Source organism: Janthinobacterium sp. Ant5-2-1 (assembly GCF_001445815.1).
In the GTDB taxonomy this organism is placed as follows: domain Bacteria; phylum Pseudomonadota; class Gammaproteobacteria; order Burkholderiales; family Burkholderiaceae_D; genus Janthinobacterium; species Janthinobacterium lividum_E.
On record NZ_LNCE01000016.1, the window covers coordinates 129,021 to 150,055 of the forward strand.

Sequence of the window (21,035 nt, forward strand, 5' to 3'; positions counted from 1 at the left end):
AACCATGGACCTGACTCCCCGAGAAAAAGACAAGCTGCTCATTTTTACGGCCGCGCTGCTGGCCGAACGGCGCCTGGCGCGCGGTTTGAAATTGAATTATCCGGAAGCGGTGGCCCTGATCAGCGCCGCCATCATGGAAGGCGCGCGCGATGGAAAGTCGGTGGCGCAGCTGATGTCGGACGGTACCAAGATCCTCTCGCGCGCCGACGTCATGGACGGCATCGCCGAGATGATCCCCGACATCCAGGTGGAAGCGACCTTCCCCGATGGCAGCAAGCTGGTGACCGTGCACCACCCGATACCGTAGTTTTTTTTTTTTGAGAAGGAGTCCGTCATGACCCCAGGCGAATACCAATTGGAAGAAGGCGAAATCAGCTTGAATGCCGGGCGCGCCACGGCCACCGTGGTGGTGGCCAACCGGGGCGACCGGCCGATCCAGGTCGGCTCGCACTTCCACTTTTTTGAAGTCAACCCGGCATTGGCGTTCGAGCGCTGGCGCGCCTACGGCATGCGCCTGAACATCACGGCCGGCACCGCCGTGCGCTTCGAACCGGGCCAGCAGCGCACCGTGGAACTGGTGGCGCTGGCGGGCGAGCGCAAGGTGTACGGCTTCAATGGCGAAGTGATGGGCGAACTGCAAGACACTCCACCGGGAAAGGATTGAGATGGCCAGTATTCCCCGCAGCGCGTATGCCGAAATGTTCGGCCCCACCAAGGGCGACCGCATCCGCCTGGCCGACACGGAACTGTTCATCGAGATCGAGCATGACTATGCGATCTACGGCGAAGAGGTGAAATTCGGCGGCGGCAAGGTGATCCGCGACGGCATGGGCCAGTCGCAGCGCTGCGCGGCCGAGGTGATGGATACCGTCATCACGAATGCCGTCATCCTCGACCACTGGGGCATCGTGAAGGCCGATATCGGCTTGAAAAATGGCCTGATCTTCGGCATCGGCAAGGCGGGCAACCCCGACATCCAGCCCGGCGTGACCTTGCCCATCGGCGGCGCCACCGAGATCATCGCCGGCGAAGGCATGATCGTCACGGCCGGCGGCGTCGACACGCATATCCACTTCATTTGCCCGCAGCAGATCGAGGAAGCCTTGATGAGCGGCGTGACCACCATGCTGGGCGGCGGCACGGGACCTGCCGTCGGTACGGCCGCCACCACCTGCACGCCGGGGCCGTGGCATTTGCACGCGATGCTGGCGGCGGCCGATGCCTTCCCCATGAACCTGGGCTTCATGGGCAAAGGCAATGTGAGTTTGCCGCTGCCGCTGGAAGAACAGGTGCGCGCGGGCGCCATCGGCCTGAAACTGCACGAAGACTGGGGCAGCACGCCGGCCGCCATCGACAACTGCCTGTCCGTTGCGGACCGTATGGATATCCAGGTGGCGCTGCACAGCGATACCCTCAACGAGGGCGGCTTCCTCGAGCACACGCTGGCCGCCTTCAAGGACCGCACCATCCACACGTTCCACACGGAAGGGGCGGGCGGCGGCCATGCGCCCGACATCATCGCCGCCGTGGGGCAATCCAACGTGCTGCCCTCGTCGACCAACCCGACGCGCCCATTTACCGTCAACACGCTCGACGAGCACCTGGACATGCTGATGGTGTGCCACCACCTGGATCCGGCCATTGCCGAAGACGTGGCGTTTGCCGAGTCGCGCATCCGCCGCGAAACCATCGCCGCGGAAGACATCCTGCACGACATTGGCGCCATCTCGATGATGTCGTCCGACTCGCAAGCGATGGGGAGAGTGGGCGAGGTGATCATGCGCACCTGGCAGACGGCGCACAAGATGAAGGTGCAGCGGGGCGCGCTGGCGCCCGACACGGCCCGCAGCGACAATTTCCGCGCCAAGCGCTACATCGCCAAGTACACGATCAATCCGGCCATCACGCACGGGATTGCGCACGTGGTTGGCTCCATCGAGGCGGGCAAGATCGCCGACATCGTGCTGTGGAAGCCGGCGTTTTTCGGCGTCAAGCCGTCGATGATTCTGAAGGGCGGCATGATCGCTGCCGCGCAGATGGGCGACCCGAACGCGTCGATTCCCACGCCGCAGCCCGTGCACTACCGCATGATGTTCGGCGCCTTCGGCGGCGGCCTGAAAAAGTCGTTTACCTTTGTCTCGCAGGCGGCCTACGACCTCGATATCGGGCATCAGCTGAAACTGAACAAATCCGTCATCGCCGTGAAGAATATGCGCGGCTTGCGCAAGCACGACATGATCCACAACAGCGCCACGCCGCACATGGAAGTGGACCCGGAAACCTATGCCGTGCGCGCCGACGGCCAGCTGCTCGTGTGCGAGGCGGCCGCCGTGCTGCCGATGGCGCAGCGCTATTTTCTATTTTAAGCAGGAGACAAGCATGCTGACTTTGCATACCAAATTAGGTCCCGACGATGAGCGGGCACCCACCGCGCAACTGGTTCTGCCCTACGACCAGCGCGAAAAATGCCGGCTGCGCGCCGTGCTGTCGAATGGCGACGACGTGGCCGTGTTCACCGTGCGCGGCACGGTGCTGCGCGACGGCGAGCGCATGACGGGACCGGAAGGGCAGGTGGTGCAGATCGTCGCCGCGCGCGAACCGACCTATCTGGTGCGGTGCGCCGATGCCCATACCTTGCTGCGCTGCGCTTTTCACCTGGGCAACCGCCACACGCAGGCGCAGGTGGGCGATGGTTTTCTGCGCATCCGCAAGGACGTCGTGCTGAAGGAGATGCTCGAAGGATTGCAGGCGACGGTGACGGAAGAAAGCGCGCCGTTCGAGCCGGAGGCGGGCGCGTATGGCGGCGGCCATGGTCATCACGACGGCCACGGCCAGCACTTGCTGGTGCCCGTGCCGCTGCGGCAGAAGATTCACCGTCCCGGCGATGTGCCAGGCGTTGCGTGATGCAGGCCGCGGCCCTGCTGCATTTGCTGCAGTTCGCCAGCCCGGCCTTGCCGATCGGCGCCTACAGCTATTCGCAGGGGCTGGAAGCGGCGCTCGAATCTGGCCTGGTGCACGACGCGGCCACGGCGCGCGCGTGGATCGCCGAGCATCTGGCGCAGGTGGTGGCGCGCTGGGAAGCGCCCCTGTGCTGGCGGCTGATGCAGGCGTTTGAAGCGCAGGATTTGCGCGCCGTGCAGCGCTGGAGCGAGCGTTTCATCGCGTCGCGCGACACGGCGGAATTTCGTGCCGAGACCATCCAGATGGGCTATTCCTTGACCAAATTGCTGGCCGAGTTGGGCGTGGCCGACGGCGTGCTGATCGACATGCTGCAGGGACAGGCGGAAGTGGCCCTGCCGACGGCCTATGCCTGCGCCGTGGCGGCGCTGGCCATTCCCCGCGAAGAGGCGCTGCTGGCCATGCTGTTCGCCTGGGCGGAAAACCAGGTGCTGGTGTGTGTGAAATCCGTGCCGCTGGGACAGGTGGCGGGCCAGCGTTTGCTGCTGTCGTTGCGGCCCGATCTGGAAGCGGCGGCGCTGACGGCGCAAAATTTACAAGACGACGAGATGGGCAACTGGGCGCCCGGCCTGTCGCTGCTGTCGATGCGCCACGAAGTGCAGTACAGCCGCCTGTACCGTTCCTGAACCATTTTATGAGAGAGTAAACATGACTTCGATCACCTCCAATCCGCTGCGCGTGGGCATCGGCGGGCCCGTCGGCTCGGGCAAGACGGCCCTGTGCGAAATGCTGTGCAAGGGCATGCGCGAGCGCTACGACATGGCCGTCATCACGAATGACATCTATACGAAGGAAGACATGGAAATCCTGCTGCGCGCGGACGCCTTGCCGGCCGAGCGCCTGATGGGCGTGGAAACGGGCGGCTGCCCGCACACGGCCATCCGCGAAGACGCATCGATCAATCTGGAAGCGATCGCGCGCATGCAGGCAGATTTTCCCAACCTTGATTTGATCCTCGTCGAATCGGGCGGAGACAATCTGGCCGCCACTTTCAGTCCGGAATTGTCGGACCTGACGATTTACGTGATCGACGTGGCCGGCGGCGAAAAAATCCCGCGCAAGGGCGGGCCCGGCATCACCCGTTCCGATTTGCTGATCATCAACAAGACGGACCTGGCGCCGTACGTGGGCGCCAACCTGGACATCATGGCGCAGGATGCCAAGCGCATGCGCGGCGAGCGCCCCTTCGTATTTACCAACTTGCGCAGCGGCGATGGCGTGCAGGTGGTCATCGATTTTATCCGCGAGCAAGGTTTGCTCGATCAACCAGGCAAGGAGCTGCAATGACTGCAAGACTGATGAGAAAAACAGCCGCCGTGGCGGCCCTGTGCCTGCTGGCCATGCCCGCCATGGCCCACCCCGGCCACGGCGAAAGCGTGGGCTTCCTGGCCGGTTTCGCCCATCCGTTCACGGGCATCGACCATTTGCTGGCCATGCTGGGCGTGGGCATCTGGGGCGGCCAGCAGCGCCGCGGCCTGGCGCAGCCCACCACGTTTCTCGGCATGATGCTGCTCGGCGCCCTGGCCGGCATGGCGGGCTTGACGATGCCCGGGCTGGAAACGGGCATCGCCGCCACGGTGGCGCTCGTAGGGCTGGCCATCGCACTGGCGCTGGCCTTGCCGAACTGGCTCGGCATGGGATTGGTGGGTCTGTTCGCCTTGGCGCATGGCAATGCCCACGGCCAGGAATTGCCGGCAGCCTCGGCCGCCTGCGGCTTCATGCTGGCCTCGGCTGTCCTGCTGGGTGCGGGGCGTTTCACCGGCCAGGTGCTGGCCGAGCGCATGCTGCGTGTGGCCGGCGTGGCCTTGACGGCCGCCGGCGTGGTGTTGATGGGAGTTGCTTAGGCGCCGGGACGGCGTTCCGACAGCACGATGGGCGCCGCTTTTTCAGGATGCAAGCCCTGGTGGCCCGCATACACGGCGGCAATCGCCGCCATGTCGGCGTCCTTGTCGCCCGTCAGATATAAATGGTCGACGACACCCAGCACCTTGTTCGGGTAGTCGATGTAGACCAGCAGCAAGGGCACCTTGGCTGCGACGGCCAGGTGATAAAAGCCGCTTTTCCAGTTCGGGCGGTAGCTGCGCGTCGCTTCCGGCGTGATGGCCAGCCAGTACCAGTCGGCGGCCAGCATGCGTTCGGCCTGGCGCTGTATCGTGCCGCTGGTGGTGCTGCGGTCGACGGGTTCGCCGCCCAGGTAGCGCAGCACCTTGCCCATCGGACCGCGGAACAGCGAATCCTTGGCCAGCCAGCGGAAGGGCAGCGACAATGCCCATTTGCCGAACAGGCCGACGATGAAATCCCAGTTGGACGTGTGCGGGTAGACGACGGCGATGCCGCGCGGCCCCGGCAAGGGGCGAAAGCGCATGCGCCAGCCAAACAGGTGCAGCACGCGCAGCGCGCAGCGCTGGTGCCAGGTCGGCAAGTCGCCCGCTTGTACAAATAAATCGTCCATTGATACCCTTCAGTGACACTGTTCTTAATGGGATGGCGCTGGTGGCCATTTTCCTTGAAGCAAAAATTCTGCGCAGGCATTCTATACGGGGCTGGCGGTGGCGACAAGCAGCCGAGGCCGCTATTCATGCGGTGCCGCGGCCGTTGCTGCCCCTATTTTAACGATGCTTTGCCACGGTGTCGGGCACTAAATGCGCACAATGTGGTCAAAACTTGATGCAAGGTTGATCCACCCGATAGGGAGCCATGGCATGAAAAACAATATCGATGATGGACATGGGCAGCAAATCCGAACGGACAAAGTGATGGCCGAGCTCGTCGAGCGGGGCGTGGCGTTTCATCATGCGCTGGGGCGAACGGTGGCGACGGCCTACCTGCGCGAGCACGCGGTGCCGGCCGAGGTGATACGCCGCGTCTTCAGCAGCGTGCAGGCGCGCCGTCCGGCCCGGCCGGCACGGCGCCGATGGCGCTGAAGGGCAGAAAAAACGGCGGGCGCCGCGACCGTCACGCAATCCGTTGCGTTGGTATCGTTGCGCCCGCCGCCAGGGGGAGGAGCAGCTCATTGCTGCTCAGGGTGCCGTTCAGCCGTGGGCCGCCAGCGCCGGATAGTCCGTGTAGCCGGCCGCGTCCGGTGCGTACAGGGTGGCCGGGTTCAGCGGGTTCAGTGGCGCGTCGCTGTGCAGGCGGATGGGCAGGTCGGGGTTGGCGATGAACCACAGGCCAAAGGCCACGGCATCGGCTTCACCCTTGGCCAGCAGGGCTTCGGCCGCCGCCTTGTCCATTTTCTCGTTGGCGATGTACACGCCGCCGAATTCCTGCTTCAGGTACGGGCCCAGACGGTCGTCGCCCAGCGCTTCGCGCGCGCAGATAAAGGCGATGCCGCGCTTGCCCAGTTCGCGCGCCACATAACCGAAGGTGGCGCGCGGGTCGGAATCGCCCATGTCGTGCGCATCGCGGCGCGGCGCCAGGTGCATGCCGACCTTGTCCGCGCCCCATACTTCGATACATGCGTCCGTCACTTCCAGCATCAATCGGGCGCGGTTTTCAATCGAGCCGCCATAGTTATCGGTGCGCAAGTTGGTGCTGTCTTGCAGGAACTGGTCTAGCAGATAGCCATTGGCGCCGTGGATTTCCACGCCGTCGAAGCCCGCTTTTTTCGCATTTTCCGCGCCCAGGCGGTAGGCTGCCACGATGCCGGGAATCTCTTCCGTATCGAGCGCGCGCGGCGTGACGAATTCCTGTTGCGGGCGCACCAGGCTCACGTGGCCGGCCGGCTTGACGGCGCTGGGCGCCACGGGCAGGTCGCCGTCGAGGAAGAGCGGTGCGGAAATGCGGCCCACGTGCCACAGCTGCAGCACGATCAAGCCGCCCGCGTCATGCACGGCCTTGGTGATGTGTTTCCAGCCTTCCACCTGTTCCTCGGACCAGATGCCTGGCGTGTCGGCGTAGCCTACGCCCTGCGGCGTGACGGCCGTCGCTTCCGAGATGATCATGCCGGCCGAAGCGCGCTGCGTGTAGTACTCGGCCATCAGGGCGTTGGGCACGCGGCCCGGATTGCCGGCGCGCGAACGCGTCAGCGGCGCCATGATGATGCGGTTTTTCAGTTGCAGGCTGCCAATGGTGATGGGGTCGAATAAGGTTGCCATGGTGGTTGTCTTTCCTGTCGAGAGTGCCGCGTGCGGCGATGTGGATGGGGTTGCTGTTACAAACCTTGCTGCATGTGATCGAGAAAGGCCTGGATGGTGGCTTCATTGCGGCTGAAGAAACTCCATTGGCCCACTTTTTTGGTGGAAATCAGGCCCGCCTTCTGCAAGCTGGCCAGGTGCGCCGACACCGTCGATTGCGACAGGTTCAGGCGGCGGTCGATCAGTCCGGCGCACACGCCCAGGTGCAGCGAGTGGTCCTGTTCACAGAAATGCTGTTCCGGTTCCTTGAGCCATTGCAAAATCTGCCGGCGCACTGGATTGGCCAGCGCCTTGTGGATGGCGTCGATATCCATATTGTTTCTCCTGAATATATAATTCGCTTTCCAGCGATGTATATATCGTGTTTTTCAAATTTTAATATCGTCATCTTACGATATAAATGAAAAGCGTGCTGGCGCCCTCTTCGTTCTGGCAGGGTTCAGGCGGGAAGGGGATTGCGCTGCAGCACGGCAGGACCTGTCAGCACGATGCGCACCAGGTCGACCTGGCGCTGGGCGCCGGCCTTGGCGGTGGCGCTCTTGATCTGCGTGCGCGCCGTGTGAATGGAGATGCGCTGGCGCTCGGCGTATTCCTGCAAGGAATAGCCATTGACGAGCGCTTCCGTCAGGCGCGCCTCGGCCACTGTCATGCCATAGAAATTGCGCAGGGTGGCCGCCAGGGAGGTGATCAGGTCGCTGCTATCGCTGAGGAAAACGGCGATGGCACTGGCCGAACCGAACGGGCTGTGCCAGGAGGGCAGGGGCGTGACGCGCAGACGCAGCTGTTCGCCCGTCAGTCCGTTCAGATTGAGCACGCCGCCGGGGCCGCCTGCCGCCGTCGTGCCCGTTTGCGCGGCCTCATGCAGCATGCGCCGCAGCGCGCCGTTGTCCGCTTCGCGCGGGCAATACAGGGGTGCGCCTTCGCGCAGTTGCAGCAGCCGTGCCGAAGCCGTCATGGCCAGCGCCCGCTCATTGGCGTACAGCAATTGCGACGTGGCGTCGAGCAACAGCACGCCAAACGGCAGCAATTCCAGCACCTGGGTGGAACTCTGGGACAGCACTTCCAGTCGGCGCAGCTTGCGTTGCAGGGCAAACGCCGTTTGCAGATGCGGCATCAGGTTGCGGATCAGCGCCAGCTCGCCCGCGTCGTAGGCGCCCGCCTGTTCGCGGCGCACCACGGTGACGTTGGTGGAGCGTTCGGCGCGCAGTTCGACGATGGCCGCCGCCGTATAAAAGATGTCTTGCGGGCGCAGCCAGTCCGTCCAGTATTCGGTTTTCTTCAGGCAATGGTCGGGAAACAGCATGGAGCCCGTGACGACCGCGCCTTCGCGGTGCAGGGAAGCGTCTTCCAGCCACACATTGCGCGCCCCGTAATAGCAGGCAAAGCTGGCCATGGCGTCCGATTCGAAGCCATACGTGGCGGCCAGGCCACTGCCCGGCAGCAGGACGTCGACCGAGCGGTTGCTGAAATCATTGGCCCAGATCAGGCCCGCGTGCGACTTCAGCTGTTGCGCCAGGGCGGCCAGGAATTGCGACCAGGCACCATGTTGCGTGGCCGCTTCGTAGATCAGGGTAATCAGTGCCTGGCTGGCGACGGCGAGCGACGGCGTCATTGGCGATCCTCATGGCGGCAAGCAATGGGCAAGACAAACGGAAGGGGCGGTCGGAACAAAAGGCCGCCCCCTCCTTAGCGCGATTCCAGCCAGCTTTTGCCGCCGGACGTGCACGTGCTGAGGCTGCTGTACTGGCTCACGTAGTTATAGCCGCTGCCGCAGCCGCCTTCGCCCGATTTGACGGGGCCGTAGCAAGCGCCTTCATAGCTGAGCTTACCATTGACGGTGGTGCTTTTGACACAGAAATTGTAGTTGCTTGCCGTGCTGTTGTTGGGCAAGGTGGTGCCATTGTTTTGCCCGCAGCCAAGTTCCTTGCTCACGCTGCGCGCGTAGTCGACCATTTTCTGGTACGTGCCGCTGTAGTAGGCATCGGCCTTGGCTTTTTCTCCCAGCTTGCAGGCGGCGATCACGCTGTCGTAGCCAGAATCGGCCTGTGCATAGTTGCCCGATACCTGGATGCCGCAGGCGCTGGCCTGCTTGCGTTCCGCGTCGCTGATCAGATTGCTGTACTGGCAGTTTGCCGAGGTGCCGCTGGTGCCGCCGGCGCTGGTGGAACCGCTGCCCGAGCTGGTGTCGTCGCTGCCGCCGCCACCGCAGGCCGACAGCATGAGGCAGCCGAGTAAAGTGACGGCAAAGGTGGTTGGATGTGCTTGCATGATTTCCCCTGTGGACTGTGACGTGCCACCATGTATCTGGTGGTATCTTTTTTATTGCTACAAGGAATTATATCGGGCATGTTTTTTGGAAACATCACCCATATGGGGTATGCGCAGGCAGCACGGAGCGGGGAAGGGCGGCCGGCTGGCCGCCCCGGCAGGCATCAGGCGAAGTGGAACAGCAGCAAGGCGATGACGGCAGGCACTGTTTGCAGGTAGAGAATGCGCGTCATGACGGTGGCTGCGCCCCACACGCCGGCCACGGCGATGCACGCCAGGCCGAACACGGTGAAGGCATAAGCGATGGCCGCGTCCGGGTGAAAAAAGCCCAGTGCCAGCGCGGCGACGAGAAAGCCGTTGTAGCAGCCCTGGTTCGACATGGCGGGACGCACGATCTCCGCCTTTTCCTTGGACAGTCCAAACACCTTGCGTCCGCGCGCATCGAACAGCACGGTTTCCAGCAGCACGATATACACGTGCAGCAGCAGGATGAGGGCGGTAAGGATTTGGGCCAGTAGCAGCATTGTTGTTCCTGAAAGTGAGTGGATGCGGCAATTATGCTGCCAAGTGCATGTTTTTTGGCAACTTTCGATTAGAGCCGTGATACTAGCGAATAGTGTGCTTGCGGCAAGAGTTTTCACCCGATGGTATACTTTTCCCTTTGCTCCTGTGGGGACGACCCCGCTCGATGTGGGGGCTGTATGGCGGGGACGACCCTGCCGCCTCGGGAGAAAAGTATGGCGTGGATCATTCTGGTATTGGCGGGTTTGCTGGAAATCGGCTGGGCCATCGGCCTCAAATACAGCGCCGGCTTTACGCGCCTCGTGCCCTCCGTGCTGACGGCTGTTTCCATGGTCGGCAGCGTGGTGATGCTGGGCCTGGCCTTGCGCACCTTGCCGCTGGGCACGGCGTACGCCATCTGGACAGGCATCGGCACCGTCGGCACGGCCATCTTCGGCATCATGGTGCTGGGCGAACCGGCCAGCGCCGCGCGTATCGCCTGCATCGCCCTGATCGTGTCGGGCATCCTGGGCTTGAAACTGCTCAGCCCACAATAAAGGATGCCAGCATGAGCCTCGCCATGACGTATTTCTACCTGGCCATCGCCATCGTCGCCGAAGTGATCGCCACCAGCGCCTTGAAGGCGTCCGAGGGCTTCAGGCGCTTGTGGCCCAGCGTCATCACCGTGGTTGGCTACAGTATCGCCTTCTGGTGCCTGTCCCTGACCTTGAAGGTCATTCCTACCGGAATCGTGTATGCGATCTGGTCGGGCGTGGGCATCGTGCTCATTTCCGCCGTCGGCTGGTTCTGGTTCAAGCAAAGCCTCGACACGCCAGCCTTGATCGGCCTGGGGCTGATCATTGCCGGCGTGCTCGTGATTAACTTGTTTTCCAAGTCCGTCGGGCACTAATCAGAAACTGCTGGCAACCCGCGCCAGGTAATACCACTCGGCATTGGCTTGCGCGTTGACGTCCGGGAACAGGATATAGGCGTCGAATTCGGCCGTCACGGGCGTGCCGTCCGCGCGCACGCCGATCTGCTCGCCCTGTTTCACCTTGTCAAAGCTGGACCAGGTCTTGATGAAGCGGTCGCCTGCATCGAGCTTGTCGTGCACGACGACCATATTCAGCGCTTCCATGTCGGCGTCGGCGATAGCTTCCGGCTGCGGCGCGTCGATGAAGCCGAGGAAGGCGAGCGTGTTCATGATGGCGCGGTAGGCAACGTCCGGCGCGGCCGGGTCCGCGTGCTGGCCGCATTCCAGGGTCAGCGCATAGCCGCCCGTCGAGCGCATGTATTCCGTGGTGCCCACGCCGTAGCGCAAGACCATGCCCACCTGGTCGCTGCTGCCCAGGCGGCGCTGTACGCCGGCGCCATACGTTTGCAGCCAGCCGTCGACGAAGCGGCGCACGCCCAGGCGGCGCGCCAGCGCGCGTTCCTTGTCTTCGTGCTTGAACGGCTGCAGCGGGCCATCGTTGTTGCGCGGACCCACCATGACGAAGGGCTGGCTGTCGGCATTGAACGAGTGCAAGTCGAGCAGCACGTCGTGCTGGCCCAGCAGAGGGCACAGCCAGTTGGCGATGCGGTCTTCGAAATCCTGCGGATTGTCATTGGGGAACAGGTTCCGGTTCAGGTTGCGGTCGCCGCTGCGCACGCCCTTGGCGTAAGCGAGCGGGTTGGTGATGGGCACGAACGTGACGCTGCCGGCCACGATGGAGAGGGCGCCGCTGTCGAGTTCAGCCATCACGCGGTGGATGCCCTTGGTGCCGCAGGTTTCATTGCCGTGTACGGCGCCGGTGACGATCAGGCGCGGGCCGCTGCCCTGGCCCGTGTAGTTGATGGACTTGAAGTGGAGTGCGCTGCTCATGCTGGACATATCCTATGCTGTTGCGGAAAGGGAAAGCGGGGTCGGCATATTTTAGCGGGATTCGCCACGGGCTCCCGTAAAAATGTGCGCATGGTCGGGCCCGGCATGGCATGATCGGCGCCACCGTTGTTTTTCCTTGCCGATTCCATGTTTAGCACCTCCCATCCTTCCCGCCTGTACGGCCTCGACACCTTGCGTGCGCTGGCCATCGTGCTCGTCTTCATGAACCATTATTTGCTGTTCGTCAGCGAGGGCGGGGCGTTCGGTTTCTGGGGCGAAATCGGCTGGACGGGCGTGGACCTGTTCTTTGCCCTCAGTGGCTACTTGATCGGCAATCAGATCTTTGCGGCCTTGCGCAGCGAGCACGGTTTTTCCTTGCCCCATTTCTATGCGCGGCGCTTCCTGCGCACCTTGCCCAGTTTCTATGCCGTGCTGGCCTTGTATTATTTGTGGCCCGCATTTCGCGGCGATAGCGCGTTATTGCCGCTGTGGAAATTCCTGACGTTTACGCAAAACATCAATCTGACGCCGGGTACGGCGTTTTCCCATGCGTGGTCGCTCTGCGTGGAAGAGCAGTTCTACGTGCTGCTGCCGGCCGTGGCGCTGCTGATCGCGGCCTGCCGCAAGTCCCTGCTGTGGGCGTGGCTGGCCGTGGCCGCCAGCTTTATCGTCGGCATGCTGGTGCGCGCCTATTTGTGGGATGAATACGTGCAAGTGCCGCGCGGCGGCCTCGGCTATTACAAGTATATTTATTACGCGTCGTGGTGCCGCTTCGACGAGCTGGTGGCGGGTGTGGCGCTGGCGCTGCTGAAGAATTACCATCCGGCCGCCTGGGCACGCCTGACCTCGTACGGCAACCGCACCTTGCTGGCGGGAATCGCGGGCACGGCGCTGATGTTTTATGTGTTTCTCACTGATCACTATGGTTATTCGGTGACGGTGTTCGGCTATCCGGCCCTGGCCGCCAGTTTTACCTTGCTGCTGATCGCGGCGCTCAGTCCCGCCAGCGCCTTGTATCGACTGCGCGTGCCGGGCGCGGCCAGCCTGGCCCTGTGGTCGTATGCGATTTACCTGCTGCACAAGCAGCTGTGCATCTTGCTGCGCCCGATCTTGCAGGATATCGGTTATGGGCCGGATAGCCTGACAGCGATACTGGCCAGTATCGCTGTCAGCATCGCCACGGGCTGGCTTTTATATGCATTGGTGGAAACACCGTTCATGCGCTTGCGGGCGCGCTACGTTCCCGCCAATCATGCGTGACGATTACATGTCGATCACGTCGAGACCGCGCGGCGTACCGACCAGCAGTTCCAGGATGGCATGCACGCGCAGGTTCGTCTCTTCGTGCTGGGTGTTGAAGATGAGGGTGCGCAGGCCGGGTACGGCTTCCGTGATGTGGTCGCTGGCGTAGGCATTGATCAATAACAAGACCAGGTCCGTGGCGCCCGCGCCGGGCTGGCGCCGCAGCCGGTCGTGGATCACGTTCAGCAGCGCGCGCTGCATGCGCGGCGTGGGATTGGTGATGTAGGCGAAGACGCTCGGCGTGTTGGCGATGGCTGCGCAGATGCGCCGTTCGATCTCGTCAGGTTTCACGTCGGAAGCGATATCGAAATACGCGGCTTCCCAGCGCGTGCGCGCGTAGGGGTGATTGGGCGGGAAGGAGTCGGCCGTTTCAAAACCGCAGATGCGGCTCAGGGTTTTCAGCCAAGTTAGTATGGTGGGATTCATGCCCCGATTCTAGCGGCATTCAAGGCGCCTCGGGTCCTCTCCATATAAAGGAGGCTGACGCCCGGAGAAATGATTAAAGTTTCCTGTAAAACAGCCCTTGTCATTCTGGGAAAGCCTCTCTATAATGCTGGTCTTCGGGGCGGTTAGTTCAGCTGGTTAGAATACTTGGTCGACATCCAAGGGGTCGGGGATTCGAATTCCTCACCGCCCACCAGAATTTAGCAGTAGATGGTTTTAAAGACGATTGCTGATGCAGTGATCGATAAAAAAGTTTTACGGGCGGTTAGTTCAGCTGGTTAGAATACTTGGTCGACATCCAAGGGGTCGGGGATTCGAATTCCTCACCGCCCACCAGAATGCAGTTAGAGAGAAAGGGTGAACCGGTTATGACACCGCGAACTACTACCAAGCTTTGGGAGTGACGCTAGTCGAACGGGTTTCCTTTGTCTCAAGAAAGTGAAAAACGCGGCTAGTCCGCGTTTTTTTGCGTCTGCGTTTTCCTTTCAGTTATTTTACCCATCACATTGCAGTTTTACCTGGCGCCAGCGCCGATATGGAGATCAATATGCTTACAATCCGACTTCCCGATGGTTCCGCCCGTCAATTTGACGGCCCGGTCACCGTGGCCCAGGTTGCGGCCAATATTGGTACTGGCTTGGCCAAGGCTGCCTTGGCCGGCAAGGTCGACGGCAAGCTGGTCGATACCTCCTATCTGATCGAGCAAGACGCGGAACTGGCGATTGTGACGGACAAGGACGCCGATGGCCTGGAAGTGATCCGCCACTCGACGGCCCACTTGCTGGCGTATGCCGTCAAGGAATTGTTCCCGGACGTGCAAGTGACCATCGGTCCCGTGATCGACAACGGCTTTTACTATGACTTCGCCTACAAGCGTCCGTTCACGCCGGAAGATTTGACGGCGATCGAAAAGAAAATGGCGGAACTGGTCAAGAAGGATGAGCAAGTCACGCGCAAGGTGGTCGCGCGCGACGAAGCCATCGAGTACTTCAAGGGCATCGGCGAAGCCTACAAGGCTGAATTGATCGGTTCGATTCCGGCCGACCAGGAAGTGTCGCTGTATTCCGAAGGCAAGTTCACGGACTTGTGCCGCGGCCCGCACGTGCCATCGACGGGCAAGCTGAAAGTGTTCAAGCTGATGAAGCTGGCCGGCGCCTACTGGCGCGGCGACTCGAAAAACGAGATGCTGCAGCGTATCTATGGCACGGCCTGGGCCAAGAAGGAAGACCAGGAGCTGTACCTGCACAATCTGGAAGAGGCGGAAAAGCGCGACCACCGCAAATTGGGCAAGCAGCTCGATTTCTTCCATTTCCAGGAAGAAGCGCCGGGTCTGATCTTCTGGCACCCGAAAGGCTGGTCGATCTGGCAGCAAGTCGAGCAATACATGCGCAATGTGTACCAGGTCAATGGCTATCAGGAAGTCAAGGCGCCGCAAATTCTCGACCGCGGCCTGTGGGAAAAAACCGGTCACTGGGACAATTACCGTGAAAACATGTTCATCACGGAATCGGAAAACCGCGCCTATGCGCTGAAGCCGATGAATTGCCCTGGCCATATCCAGATTTTCAACAATGGCATGCGCAGCTACCGCGATTTGCCATTGCGTTACGGCGAATTCGGTCAGTGCCACCGCAACGAGCCGTCGGGCGCCTTGCACGGCATGATGCGCGTGCGCGGCTTTACGCAGGATGATGGTCATATCTTCTGCCTGGAAGAGCAGATCGCCGGCGAAGTGACGGCCTTCCACCAGCAGGCGATGGATGTGTACACGGCTTTCGGCTTCACGAATATCGACGTGAAACTGGCTTTGCGCCCCGATAACCGCATCGGCACGGAAGAGTCGTGGGATTTCGCCGAGGAATCCCTGCGTTCGGCCCTGCGCGCCTGCGGCGTGGAATGGACGGAATTGCCGGGCGAGGGCGCGTTCTATGGTCCGAAGATCGAATATCACCTGAAGGATAGCCTGGGCCGCGCATGGCAAGTGGGCACCGTGCAGATCGATCCGTCGATGCCAGGCCGCCTGGGCGCCGAATACGTGGCCGTCGACAACACGCGCCAGGTGCCGATCATGCTGCACCGCGCGATCGTCGGTTCACTGGAACGTTTCATCGGCATCCTGATCGAACACTATGCGGGCGCCATGCCGCTGTGGTTGTCGCCGGTGCAAGTGTCGGTGTTGAATATTTCCGACGCTCAAGCTGATTATGTACAAGAAGTAACAACAAAACTGCGCAAAGCGGGGCTGCGCGTACAGGCTGATTTGCGTAACGAGAAGATTACCTATAAAATACGTGAACATTCCGTACAAAAATTGCCTTACATCTTAGTGATTGGCGACAAAGAACGGGATGCGAATACAGTGGCCGTGCGGGCGCGGGGCAATGTCGATCTGGGCGTCATGTCCGTCGATGCCCTGATTGAGCGACTCAAACATGAAGTCGACACCAAGGCCTGACGAGGAAACTCGCTGCACGACCGTCTTACAAGATTTTTAAAGGAAATTACAATAGCTACTGACAAGTCACATCGCATCAATGGCGAAATCACTGCCCCTGAAATGCGTTTAAGCGGGGTCGATAACGAGCCACTCGGTATCGTAAGTTTGGCTGAAGCCTTCCGCCTGGCGGAAGAGGCAAACGTCGATCTGGTGGAAATTGCGCCTACCGCGCAGCCACCAGTGTGCCGTTTGATGGACTACGGCAAATTTAAGTATTCGGAGCAAAAGAAAGCTCACGAAGCCAAATTGAAGCAAAAGATCATCCTCGTGAAGGAAGTCAAATTCCGTCCGGGGACTGATGATGGTGACTACAATATCAAGTTGCGTAATCTCATCAAGTTCCTTGAGGATGGCGATAAAACCAAGATCACCTTGCGTTTCCGCGGTCGTGAGATGGCGCATCAGGATATTGGCTTCCGCATGCTGGAACGTCTGAAAGCCGATCTGGAGCCATACGGCCAGGTCGAGCAGTTCCCGAAGATGGAAGGCCGCCAAATGATCATGGTTCTTTCGCCTAAGAAGAAGAAGTAAGCTACAATAGCGTTTTACTGTGGATCGACGTGGTTTGTGCCTGCATGGGCGCGACACCAGATTCCAGGCAGAATTTGCGCGGCCCGCTCAGCAATGTGCGGGCCGCGTGAACTGTAGCGGACTCGCATCCGCTGCACAACATGTGAAAGCAGGCATCTAAGCGCAGCGTCGTGTTGCCACCTGCAATCCTGTTATAAATGGAGCTGTCCGTAAGAGGACAGATTGCTATGCCTAAAATGAAGACCAAAAGCTCCGCGAAAAAACGTTTTCGCGTGCGTCCAGGTGGAACAGTCAAGTCGGGTCACGCGTTCAAACGCCACATCCTGACCAAGAAAACCACCAAAAACAAACGTCAGTTGCGCGGTACCCGTAACATCAACGCATCGGATGTCACATCCGTCATGCGCATGATGCCGACTGCTTAATCTCACACTCAATTTAAGGAGTTACTATGCCTAGAGTAAAACGTGGGGTTACAGCTCGTGCCCGTCATAAGAAGATTCTTGTTCAAGCTAAAGGCTACCGTGGTCGCCGCAGCCGTGTATACCGTGTTGCCAAGCAAGCAGTTATGCGCGCTGGCCAATACGCTTACCGCGATCGCCGCAACAAGAAGCGTGTTTTCCGCCGCCTGTGGATCGCCCGTATCAACGCCGCTTCCCGTGAGCATGGCGTAACGTACAGCGTATTCATGAACGGCTTGAAAAAAGCAAATATCGAACTGGACCGTAAAGTCCTGGCCGATATGGCTGTGATGGACAAGCCAGCATTCGCTGCGATTGTCAACGCAGTTAAAGCAAAAATCGCTGCGTAAGCATCGGTTATTGCACAACGTCATCCGTAGGGTGACGTCATAAAGAGCGGGGCAGGGGTGTGAACCTTATGCCCCGTTTCCGTTTTTGATTGTTGGACTTTTGATAAGCAAGTCCAGAATTGATGTCCAAAACAGGAAATGCCGCATGAACCCCCTAGAAGAACTCGTCGTCTCGGCCCAGGCTGACTTTATCGCCGCCGCAGACGCTGCCGCACTTGAAAACGCCAAAGCCCGCTACCTGGGCAAGACTGGCCAGATTACCGAAATGATGAAGGGCCTGGGCAAGCTGGACCCGGACGCGCGCAAGGCGCAAGGCGCCCTGATCAACGCCGTCAAAGTGCAGATCGAAGACGCGCTGACGGCGCGCCGTGATGCGCTGGCCGATGCCCAGATGCAAGGCCGTTTGAACGCCGAAGCGATCGACGTGACCTTGCCAGGCCGTGGCCGCATGCCTGGCGGCATCCATCCCGTGATGCGCACGTGGGAGCGGGTCGAGGAAATCTTCCGCTCCATCGGTTTCGACGTGGCCGACGGCCCCGAAATCGAAAACGACTGGACCAACTTCACGGCGCTGAACAGCCCGGAAAACCATCCAGCCCGTTCCATGCAAGATACGTTCTACATCGATGGCAACGACACCGATGGCAAGCCCTTGCTGCTGCGCACGCACACGAGCCCGATGCAGGTGCGCTATGCGCGCACGCATACGCCGCCGATCAAGGTCATCGCGCCAGGCCGCACCTACCGCGTCGACAGCGACGCCACCCATTCGCCGATGTTCCACCAGGTCGAAGGCCTGTGGATCGCCGAAGACATCAGCTTTGCCGACCTGAAGGGCGTGTACCTGAATTTCGTCAAGGCCTTCTTCGAGACGGACGACCTGCAGGTGCGCTTCCGTCCGTCGTACTTCCCGTTCACGGAACCGTCGGCCGAGATCGACATCGCCTTTGGCTCCGGTCCTTTGAAAGGCCGTTGGCTGGAAGTGTCGGGCGCTGGCCAGGTGCATCCGACCGTGGTGAAGAACTTCGGCCTCGATCCCGAGAAATTCATCGGTTTCGCTTTCGGCTCCGGCCTGGAACGCTTGACGATGCTGCGTTACGGCATCAACGACCTGCGCCTGTTCTATGAAGGCGACTTGCGTTTCTTGAAGCAATTCAACTAAGCATTGTTCCGTTTGATTCATGGCGCTTGAGCGCCTGTGCGCTCGCGCTGTGAGCTTTGACCCTTTGAAGGCTTGATTATGCAATTTTCCGAAAACTGGCTCCGTACCATGGTCGATCCGAAGATGACTTCGGACGAGCTGGCCCATCTGCTGACCATGTCCGGTCTCGAAGTCGAGGACGTCGATCCTGTCGCGCCCCCGTTCTCGAACGTGGTGGTGGGCCTGGTCCTGGAGATGGAAAAACATCCGAACGCGGACCGCCTGAATGTATGCCAGGTCGACGTCGGCACGGGCACCATGCTCAACATCGTCTGCGGCGCGCCGAACGTGCGCCCGGGCTTGAAAGTCGTCTGCGCGATGGCCGGCGCCGTGCTGCCGCCTGGCGCCGATGGCAAGCCGTTTGAAATCAAGGTGGGCCAGCTGCGCGGCGTCGAGTCGCAAGGCATGCTGTGCTCCGCGCGCGAATTGAAATTGTCGGAAGAAAACGCCGGCTTGATGGAATTGCCGGACGACGCGCCGATCGGCCAGAATTTCCGCGATTACTTTGCGCTCAACGATTTGAAATTCACCATCAAGTTGACGCCGAATAAGGCGGACTGCCTGTCCGTGCTGGGCGTGGCGCGCGAAGTGTCGGCCTTGACTGGCGTGCCCCTGCATGCGCCGCAGTTCCGCACCGTGCCTGTTTCCAGCGATGAAATCCTGCCGGTGAAAGTCAGCGCGCCGGACCTGTGCGGCCGTTTCACGGGCCGCGTCATCCGCGGCTTGAACGCCAAGGCGGCCACGCCGGACTGGATGAAGCAGCGCCTCGAGCGCAGCGGCCAGCGTCCGCTGTCGGCCCTGGTCGATATCTCGAACTATGTCATGCTCGAACTGGGCCGTCCCAGCCACGTGTTTGACCTGGCCAAGATCCACGGCAGCCTCGACGTGCGTTGGGGCAAGGCGGGCGAATCCGTCAAGCTGTTGAATGGCAACACCATCGCCGTCGACGAATGGATCGGCGTTATTGCTGACGATAAAGAAATCGAATCCTTGGCCGGCATCATGGGCGGCGACGCCAGCTCCGTGTCGGACGATACGGACAGCATCTACCTGGAAGCGGCATTCTGGTGGCCGAACGCCATTCAAGGCCGCGCGCGCCGTTTGAATTTCTCGACCGATGCGGCGCACCGCTTCGAGCGCGGCGTCGATTTCGCCACCACCGTCGAACACATCGAGCGCATCACGGCGCTGATCGTGGAAATCTGCGGCACGCCAGCGACGACCGTCGGCCCCGTCGACGACCACGTGGTGAACTTGCCACAGCGCCAGCCCGTATCGATGCGCACGGCGCGCGCGCAAAAAGTCATCGGCGTGCCGCTCAACGATGAGCTGATCGCCGATATCTTCACGCGCCTGGCCCTGCCATACACCCTGGCGGACGGCGTGTTTTCCGTGACGTCGCCCAGCTACCGCTTCGACATCGAGATCGAGGAAGACTTGATCGAGGAAGTGGCGCGCGTGTACGGCTTTGAAAACATCCCGACCTTGCCGCCCGTGGCCGCGAACGTGATGCAGATCGCGCCGGAAAATACCCGCTCGCTGTTTGCGGTACGTCATGAGCTGGCTGACCTGGGCTTCCAGGAAGTGGTTAACATGAGCTTTGTCGATACGGCATGGGAGCGCGATTTCTCGGGCAACACGAACCCGATCAAATTGCAGAATCCGATCGCCAGCCAGATGAGCGTGATGCGTTCCTCGCTGATCGGCAGCCTGATCGCGAACGTGCGCTATAACCTGAACCGCAAGACGAACCGCGTGCGCATCTTCGAAGTGGGCGCCATCTACCAGCGCGACGACAGCGTGGAAAACGGCCCCTTGTCGGTGGCTGGCTATGCCCAGCCGAAGCGCGTGGCCGCCATGGCTTACGGCGCGGTTGCCGACGAGCAGTGGGGCCAGGCCTCGCGCACGGTCGACTTCTTCGACGTGAAGGCGGACCTGGAAGCGCTGTTCGCGCCGCTGGTCTTGCGTTTCACCAAGGCGGAACATCCGGCCCTGCATCCTGGCCGTTCGGCCAACGTGGAGCTCGATGGCAAGGTCATCGGTTTCATCGGCGAATTGCACCCGCGCTGGATGCAAAAGTATGACTTGCCGCTGGCGCCCGTGCTGTTCGAAGTCGATGCCGCTGCCTTGACGCAACGAGTCGTGCCCGTGTACCAGGAAATCTCGAAATTCCCTGGCGCCAGCCGCGACTTGGCCGTGGTCGTCAAGCAATCGGTGGCCGTGCAGGATCTGCTCGACAGCTTCCACGCCGCCGCAAAGTCGAGCCCGGCGGCGCGTATCGTGCAAGCCATTGTTTTATTTGATGAATATCGTGGAAAAGGGCTGGAAGCGGACGAAAAAAGCCTTGCTTTCCGGATTAGCTTGCAAGATACTCAAAACACCCTGCAAGACGATGTCGTCGATGGCCTGATGGCTGTCCTGATCGATGCGGCCAAGCAGGGCCACGACGCGAAACTGCGTTCGTAATTACCGGACCGGCCGTCGCCTTGCGTGACGGCCTTTCCGTCGTCAACCGTAGACGA

Annotated in this window: 25 protein-coding genes and 2 tRNA genes; 19 read left to right on the plus strand and 8 right to left on the minus strand. The window is 61.0% G+C overall.

Going from position 1 to position 21,035, the window contains the following annotated elements; genetic code table 11:
* Positions 1-4: 4 nt before the first annotated feature.
* From ASN89_RS06460 to ASN89_RS06490, 7 genes are read left to right on the plus strand one after another with little or no spacing between them, the layout of a single operon-like run.
* A complete protein-coding gene (locus ASN89_RS06460) occupies positions 5-307 on the plus strand; it encodes an urease subunit gamma (RefSeq protein WP_034751936.1) in 303 nt (100 codons plus the stop codon).
* Positions 308-334: 27 nt separating this feature from the next.
* Positions 335-664 carry an urease subunit beta gene (locus ASN89_RS06465; protein WP_034751935.1) on the plus strand — a complete coding sequence of 110 codons (330 nt, stop codon included), beginning with the start codon at positions 335-337 and terminating at the stop codon, positions 662-664.
* Between the two features lies 1 nt (position 665).
* Positions 666-2,366, plus strand: a complete 1,701-nt coding sequence (ureC, locus tag ASN89_RS06470) for an urease subunit alpha (RefSeq protein ID WP_058048677.1) — start codon at positions 666-668, stop codon at positions 2,364-2,366.
* A gap of 13 nt (positions 2,367-2,379) precedes the next feature.
* Entirely contained in the window at positions 2,380-2,904 is a 525-nt protein-coding gene (ureE, locus tag ASN89_RS06475; protein ID WP_058048678.1) for an urease accessory protein UreE, read from the plus strand.
* A complete protein-coding gene (locus ASN89_RS06480; RefSeq protein ID WP_046684088.1) occupies positions 2,904-3,584 on the plus strand; it encodes an urease accessory protein UreF in 681 nt (226 codons plus the stop codon). The genes ureE and ASN89_RS06480 overlap by 1 nt, the downstream gene beginning before the upstream one ends.
* 22 nt (positions 3,585-3,606) lie before the next feature.
* The gene (ureG, locus tag ASN89_RS06485; RefSeq protein ID WP_034783159.1) at positions 3,607-4,245 is read left to right on the plus strand and encodes an urease accessory protein UreG; all 639 of its coding nucleotides are present in this window, start codon (positions 3,607-3,609) and stop codon (positions 4,243-4,245) included.
* Positions 4,246-4,256: 11 nt separating this feature from the next.
* Entirely contained in the window at positions 4,257-4,802 is a 546-nt protein-coding gene (locus tag ASN89_RS06490; RefSeq protein ID WP_046684089.1) for a HupE/UreJ family protein, read from the plus strand.
* Here the strand turns inward: ASN89_RS06490 and ASN89_RS06495 are convergent.
* Positions 4,799-5,410 (minus strand): 1-acyl-sn-glycerol-3-phosphate acyltransferase, encoded by a 612-nt coding sequence (locus tag ASN89_RS06495; protein WP_034751930.1) that lies wholly within the window; start codon positions 5,408-5,410, stop codon positions 4,799-4,801. The two genes, ASN89_RS06490 and ASN89_RS06495, sit on opposite strands and share 4 nt — an antisense overlap.
* Before the next feature lie 250 nt (positions 5,411-5,660).
* Here ASN89_RS06495 and ASN89_RS06500 point away from each other — a divergent pair, with 250 nt between their 5' ends.
* Positions 5,661-5,882: a hypothetical protein gene (locus ASN89_RS06500; RefSeq protein ID WP_046684090.1), complete on the plus strand. Its 222-nt coding sequence runs from the start codon at positions 5,661-5,663 to the stop codon at positions 5,880-5,882.
* 108 nt (positions 5,883-5,990) lie between these two features.
* Here the strand turns inward: ASN89_RS06500 and ASN89_RS06505 are convergent, their stop codons facing one another.
* The 5 genes from ASN89_RS06505 to ASN89_RS06525 form a co-directional block, all read right to left on the minus strand.
* Complete coding sequence (locus tag ASN89_RS06505) at positions 5,991-7,055, minus strand: alkene reductase (protein ID WP_058048679.1); 1,065 nt, start codon at positions 7,053-7,055, stop codon at positions 5,991-5,993.
* A 56-nt stretch (positions 7,056-7,111) separates the two neighbouring features.
* The gene (locus ASN89_RS06510; protein WP_058048680.1) at positions 7,112-7,408 is read right to left on the minus strand and encodes an ArsR/SmtB family transcription factor; all 297 of its coding nucleotides are present in this window, start codon (positions 7,406-7,408) and stop codon (positions 7,112-7,114) included.
* 125 nt (positions 7,409-7,533) lie between these two features.
* Positions 7,534-8,706: a helix-turn-helix transcriptional regulator gene (locus ASN89_RS06515; RefSeq protein WP_046684093.1), complete on the minus strand. Its 1,173-nt coding sequence runs from the start codon at positions 8,704-8,706 to the stop codon at positions 7,534-7,536.
* Between the two features lie 74 nt (positions 8,707-8,780).
* Positions 8,781-9,362: a hypothetical protein gene (locus tag ASN89_RS06520; protein WP_138829141.1), complete on the minus strand. Its 582-nt coding sequence runs from the start codon at positions 9,360-9,362 to the stop codon at positions 8,781-8,783.
* Positions 9,363-9,526: 164 nt separating this feature from the next.
* Positions 9,527-9,886, minus strand: a complete 360-nt coding sequence (locus tag ASN89_RS06525; RefSeq protein WP_034751924.1) for a DUF1304 domain-containing protein — start codon at positions 9,884-9,886, stop codon at positions 9,527-9,529.
* A 213-nt stretch (positions 9,887-10,099) separates the two neighbouring features.
* Here ASN89_RS06525 and sugE point away from each other — a divergent pair, with 213 nt between their 5' ends.
* Together sugE and ASN89_RS06535 are read left to right on the plus strand one after the other, a co-directional pair.
* The gene (sugE, locus tag ASN89_RS06530) at positions 10,100-10,420 is read left to right on the plus strand and encodes a quaternary ammonium compound efflux SMR transporter SugE (protein ID WP_046684095.1); all 321 of its coding nucleotides are present in this window, start codon (positions 10,100-10,102) and stop codon (positions 10,418-10,420) included.
* Positions 10,421-10,443: 23 nt separating this feature from the next.
* On the plus strand, positions 10,444-10,773 hold the full coding sequence (locus ASN89_RS06535; protein WP_152988471.1) for an SMR family transporter: 330 nt from the start codon (positions 10,444-10,446) through the stop codon (positions 10,771-10,773).
* On the opposite strand, the gene ASN89_RS06540 is transcribed toward ASN89_RS06535, so the two are convergent.
* A complete protein-coding gene (locus ASN89_RS06540; RefSeq protein ID WP_082654427.1) occupies positions 10,774-11,736 on the minus strand; it encodes a succinylglutamate desuccinylase/aspartoacylase domain-containing protein in 963 nt (320 codons plus the stop codon).
* Positions 11,737-11,874: 138 nt separating this feature from the next.
* Between ASN89_RS06540 and ASN89_RS06545 the strand changes: the two genes are divergently transcribed.
* A complete protein-coding gene (locus tag ASN89_RS06545; protein ID WP_058048736.1) occupies positions 11,875-12,987 on the plus strand; it encodes an acyltransferase family protein in 1,113 nt (370 codons plus the stop codon).
* Between the two features lie 3 nt (positions 12,988-12,990).
* Here the strand turns inward: ASN89_RS06545 and ASN89_RS06550 are convergent, their stop codons facing one another.
* Complete coding sequence (locus ASN89_RS06550) at positions 12,991-13,455, minus strand: hypothetical protein (protein WP_058048683.1); 465 nt, start codon at positions 13,453-13,455, stop codon at positions 12,991-12,993.
* 137 nt (positions 13,456-13,592) lie between these two features.
* On the opposite strand from ASN89_RS06550, the gene ASN89_RS06555 reads away from it, so the two are divergent.
* The 8 genes from ASN89_RS06555 (at position 13,593) to pheT (ending at position 20,979) form a co-directional block, all read left to right on the plus strand.
* A tRNA-Val gene (locus ASN89_RS06555) sits at positions 13,593-13,669 on the plus strand.
* A gap of 63 nt (positions 13,670-13,732) precedes the next feature.
* Positions 13,733-13,809: transfer RNA gene (locus ASN89_RS06560), tRNA-Val, on the plus strand.
* Between the two features lie 211 nt (positions 13,810-14,020).
* Positions 14,021-15,928 carry a threonine--tRNA ligase gene (thrS, locus tag ASN89_RS06565; RefSeq protein ID WP_058048737.1) on the plus strand — a complete coding sequence of 636 codons (1,908 nt, stop codon included), beginning with the start codon at positions 14,021-14,023 and terminating at the stop codon, positions 15,926-15,928.
* A 12-nt stretch (positions 15,929-15,940) separates the two neighbouring features.
* Complete coding sequence (gene infC / locus ASN89_RS06570) at positions 15,941-16,501, plus strand: translation initiation factor IF-3 (protein WP_205711303.1); 561 nt, start codon at positions 15,941-15,943, stop codon at positions 16,499-16,501.
* A 227-nt stretch (positions 16,502-16,728) separates the two neighbouring features.
* A complete protein-coding gene (rpmI, locus tag ASN89_RS28035; protein WP_038493025.1) occupies positions 16,729-16,926 on the plus strand; it encodes a 50S ribosomal protein L35 in 198 nt (65 codons plus the stop codon).
* Between the two features lie 26 nt (positions 16,927-16,952).
* Positions 16,953-17,312 carry a 50S ribosomal protein L20 gene (gene rplT / locus ASN89_RS06575; protein ID WP_010399214.1) on the plus strand — a complete coding sequence of 120 codons (360 nt, stop codon included), beginning with the start codon at positions 16,953-16,955 and terminating at the stop codon, positions 17,310-17,312.
* Between the two features lie 145 nt (positions 17,313-17,457).
* Positions 17,458-18,474 carry a phenylalanine--tRNA ligase subunit alpha gene (gene pheS / locus ASN89_RS06580; RefSeq protein ID WP_046684098.1) on the plus strand — a complete coding sequence of 339 codons (1,017 nt, stop codon included), beginning with the start codon at positions 17,458-17,460 and terminating at the stop codon, positions 18,472-18,474.
* A 78-nt stretch (positions 18,475-18,552) separates the two neighbouring features.
* Positions 18,553-20,979, plus strand: coding sequence for a phenylalanine--tRNA ligase subunit beta (gene pheT, locus ASN89_RS06585; protein ID WP_058048684.1), 2,427 nt, complete (start codon positions 18,553-18,555; stop codon positions 20,977-20,979).
* Positions 20,980-21,035 lie beyond the last annotated feature (56 nt).

What these genes read in the sequence shown, in the direction of transcription:
- ASN89_RS06480 (WP_046684088.1), top strand. Translation starts at nt 2,904, where the DNA reads ATGCAGGCCGCGGCCCTGCTGCATTTGCTGCAGTTCGCCAGCCCGGCC.
- rplT (WP_010399214.1), top strand. Translation starts at nt 16,953, where the DNA reads ATGCCTAGAGTAAAACGTGGGGTTACAGCTCGTGCCCGTCATAAGAAG.
- ASN89_RS06525 (WP_034751924.1), bottom strand. Translation starts at nt 9,886, where the DNA reads ATGCTGCTACTGGCCCAAATCCTTACCGCCCTCATCCTGCTGCTGCAC.
- ASN89_RS06490 (WP_046684089.1), top strand. Translation starts at nt 4,257, where the DNA reads ATGAGAAAAACAGCCGCCGTGGCGGCCCTGTGCCTGCTGGCCATGCCC.
- ASN89_RS06460 (WP_034751936.1), top strand. Translation starts at nt 5, where the DNA reads ATGGACCTGACTCCCCGAGAAAAAGACAAGCTGCTCATTTTTACGGCC.
- pheT (WP_058048684.1), top strand. Translation starts at nt 18,553, where the DNA reads ATGCAATTTTCCGAAAACTGGCTCCGTACCATGGTCGATCCGAAGATG.
- ASN89_RS06500 (WP_046684090.1), top strand. Translation starts at nt 5,661, where the DNA reads ATGAAAAACAATATCGATGATGGACATGGGCAGCAAATCCGAACGGAC.
- ureE (WP_058048678.1), top strand. Translation starts at nt 2,380, where the DNA reads ATGCTGACTTTGCATACCAAATTAGGTCCCGACGATGAGCGGGCACCC.
- ASN89_RS06540 (WP_082654427.1), bottom strand. Translation starts at nt 11,736, where the DNA reads ATGTCCAGCATGAGCAGCGCACTCCACTTCAAGTCCATCAACTACACG.
- ASN89_RS06550 (WP_058048683.1), bottom strand. Translation starts at nt 13,455, where the DNA reads ATGAATCCCACCATACTAACTTGGCTGAAAACCCTGAGCCGCATCTGC.
- ASN89_RS06465 (WP_034751935.1), top strand. Translation starts at nt 335, where the DNA reads ATGACCCCAGGCGAATACCAATTGGAAGAAGGCGAAATCAGCTTGAAT.
- ASN89_RS06515 (WP_046684093.1), bottom strand. Translation starts at nt 8,706, where the DNA reads ATGACGCCGTCGCTCGCCGTCGCCAGCCAGGCACTGATTACCCTGATC.
- ASN89_RS06505 (WP_058048679.1), bottom strand. Translation starts at nt 7,055, where the DNA reads ATGGCAACCTTATTCGACCCCATCACCATTGGCAGCCTGCAACTGAAA.
- sugE (WP_046684095.1), top strand. Translation starts at nt 10,100, where the DNA reads ATGGCGTGGATCATTCTGGTATTGGCGGGTTTGCTGGAAATCGGCTGG.
- ASN89_RS06545 (WP_058048736.1), top strand. Translation starts at nt 11,875, where the DNA reads ATGTTTAGCACCTCCCATCCTTCCCGCCTGTACGGCCTCGACACCTTG.
- ureC (WP_058048677.1), top strand. Translation starts at nt 666, where the DNA reads ATGGCCAGTATTCCCCGCAGCGCGTATGCCGAAATGTTCGGCCCCACC.
- ASN89_RS06510 (WP_058048680.1), bottom strand. Translation starts at nt 7,408, where the DNA reads ATGGATATCGACGCCATCCACAAGGCGCTGGCCAATCCAGTGCGCCGG.
- ureG (WP_034783159.1), top strand. Translation starts at nt 3,607, where the DNA reads ATGACTTCGATCACCTCCAATCCGCTGCGCGTGGGCATCGGCGGGCCC.
- pheS (WP_046684098.1), top strand. Translation starts at nt 17,458, where the DNA reads ATGAACCCCCTAGAAGAACTCGTCGTCTCGGCCCAGGCTGACTTTATC.
- ASN89_RS06535 (WP_152988471.1), top strand. Translation starts at nt 10,444, where the DNA reads ATGACGTATTTCTACCTGGCCATCGCCATCGTCGCCGAAGTGATCGCC.
- thrS (WP_058048737.1), top strand. Translation starts at nt 14,021, where the DNA reads ATGCTTACAATCCGACTTCCCGATGGTTCCGCCCGTCAATTTGACGGC.
- ASN89_RS06495 (WP_034751930.1), bottom strand. Translation starts at nt 5,410, where the DNA reads ATGGACGATTTATTTGTACAAGCGGGCGACTTGCCGACCTGGCACCAG.
- rpmI (WP_038493025.1), top strand. Translation starts at nt 16,729, where the DNA reads ATGCCTAAAATGAAGACCAAAAGCTCCGCGAAAAAACGTTTTCGCGTG.
- ASN89_RS06520 (WP_138829141.1), bottom strand. Translation starts at nt 9,362, where the DNA reads ATGCAAGCACATCCAACCACCTTTGCCGTCACTTTACTCGGCTGCCTC.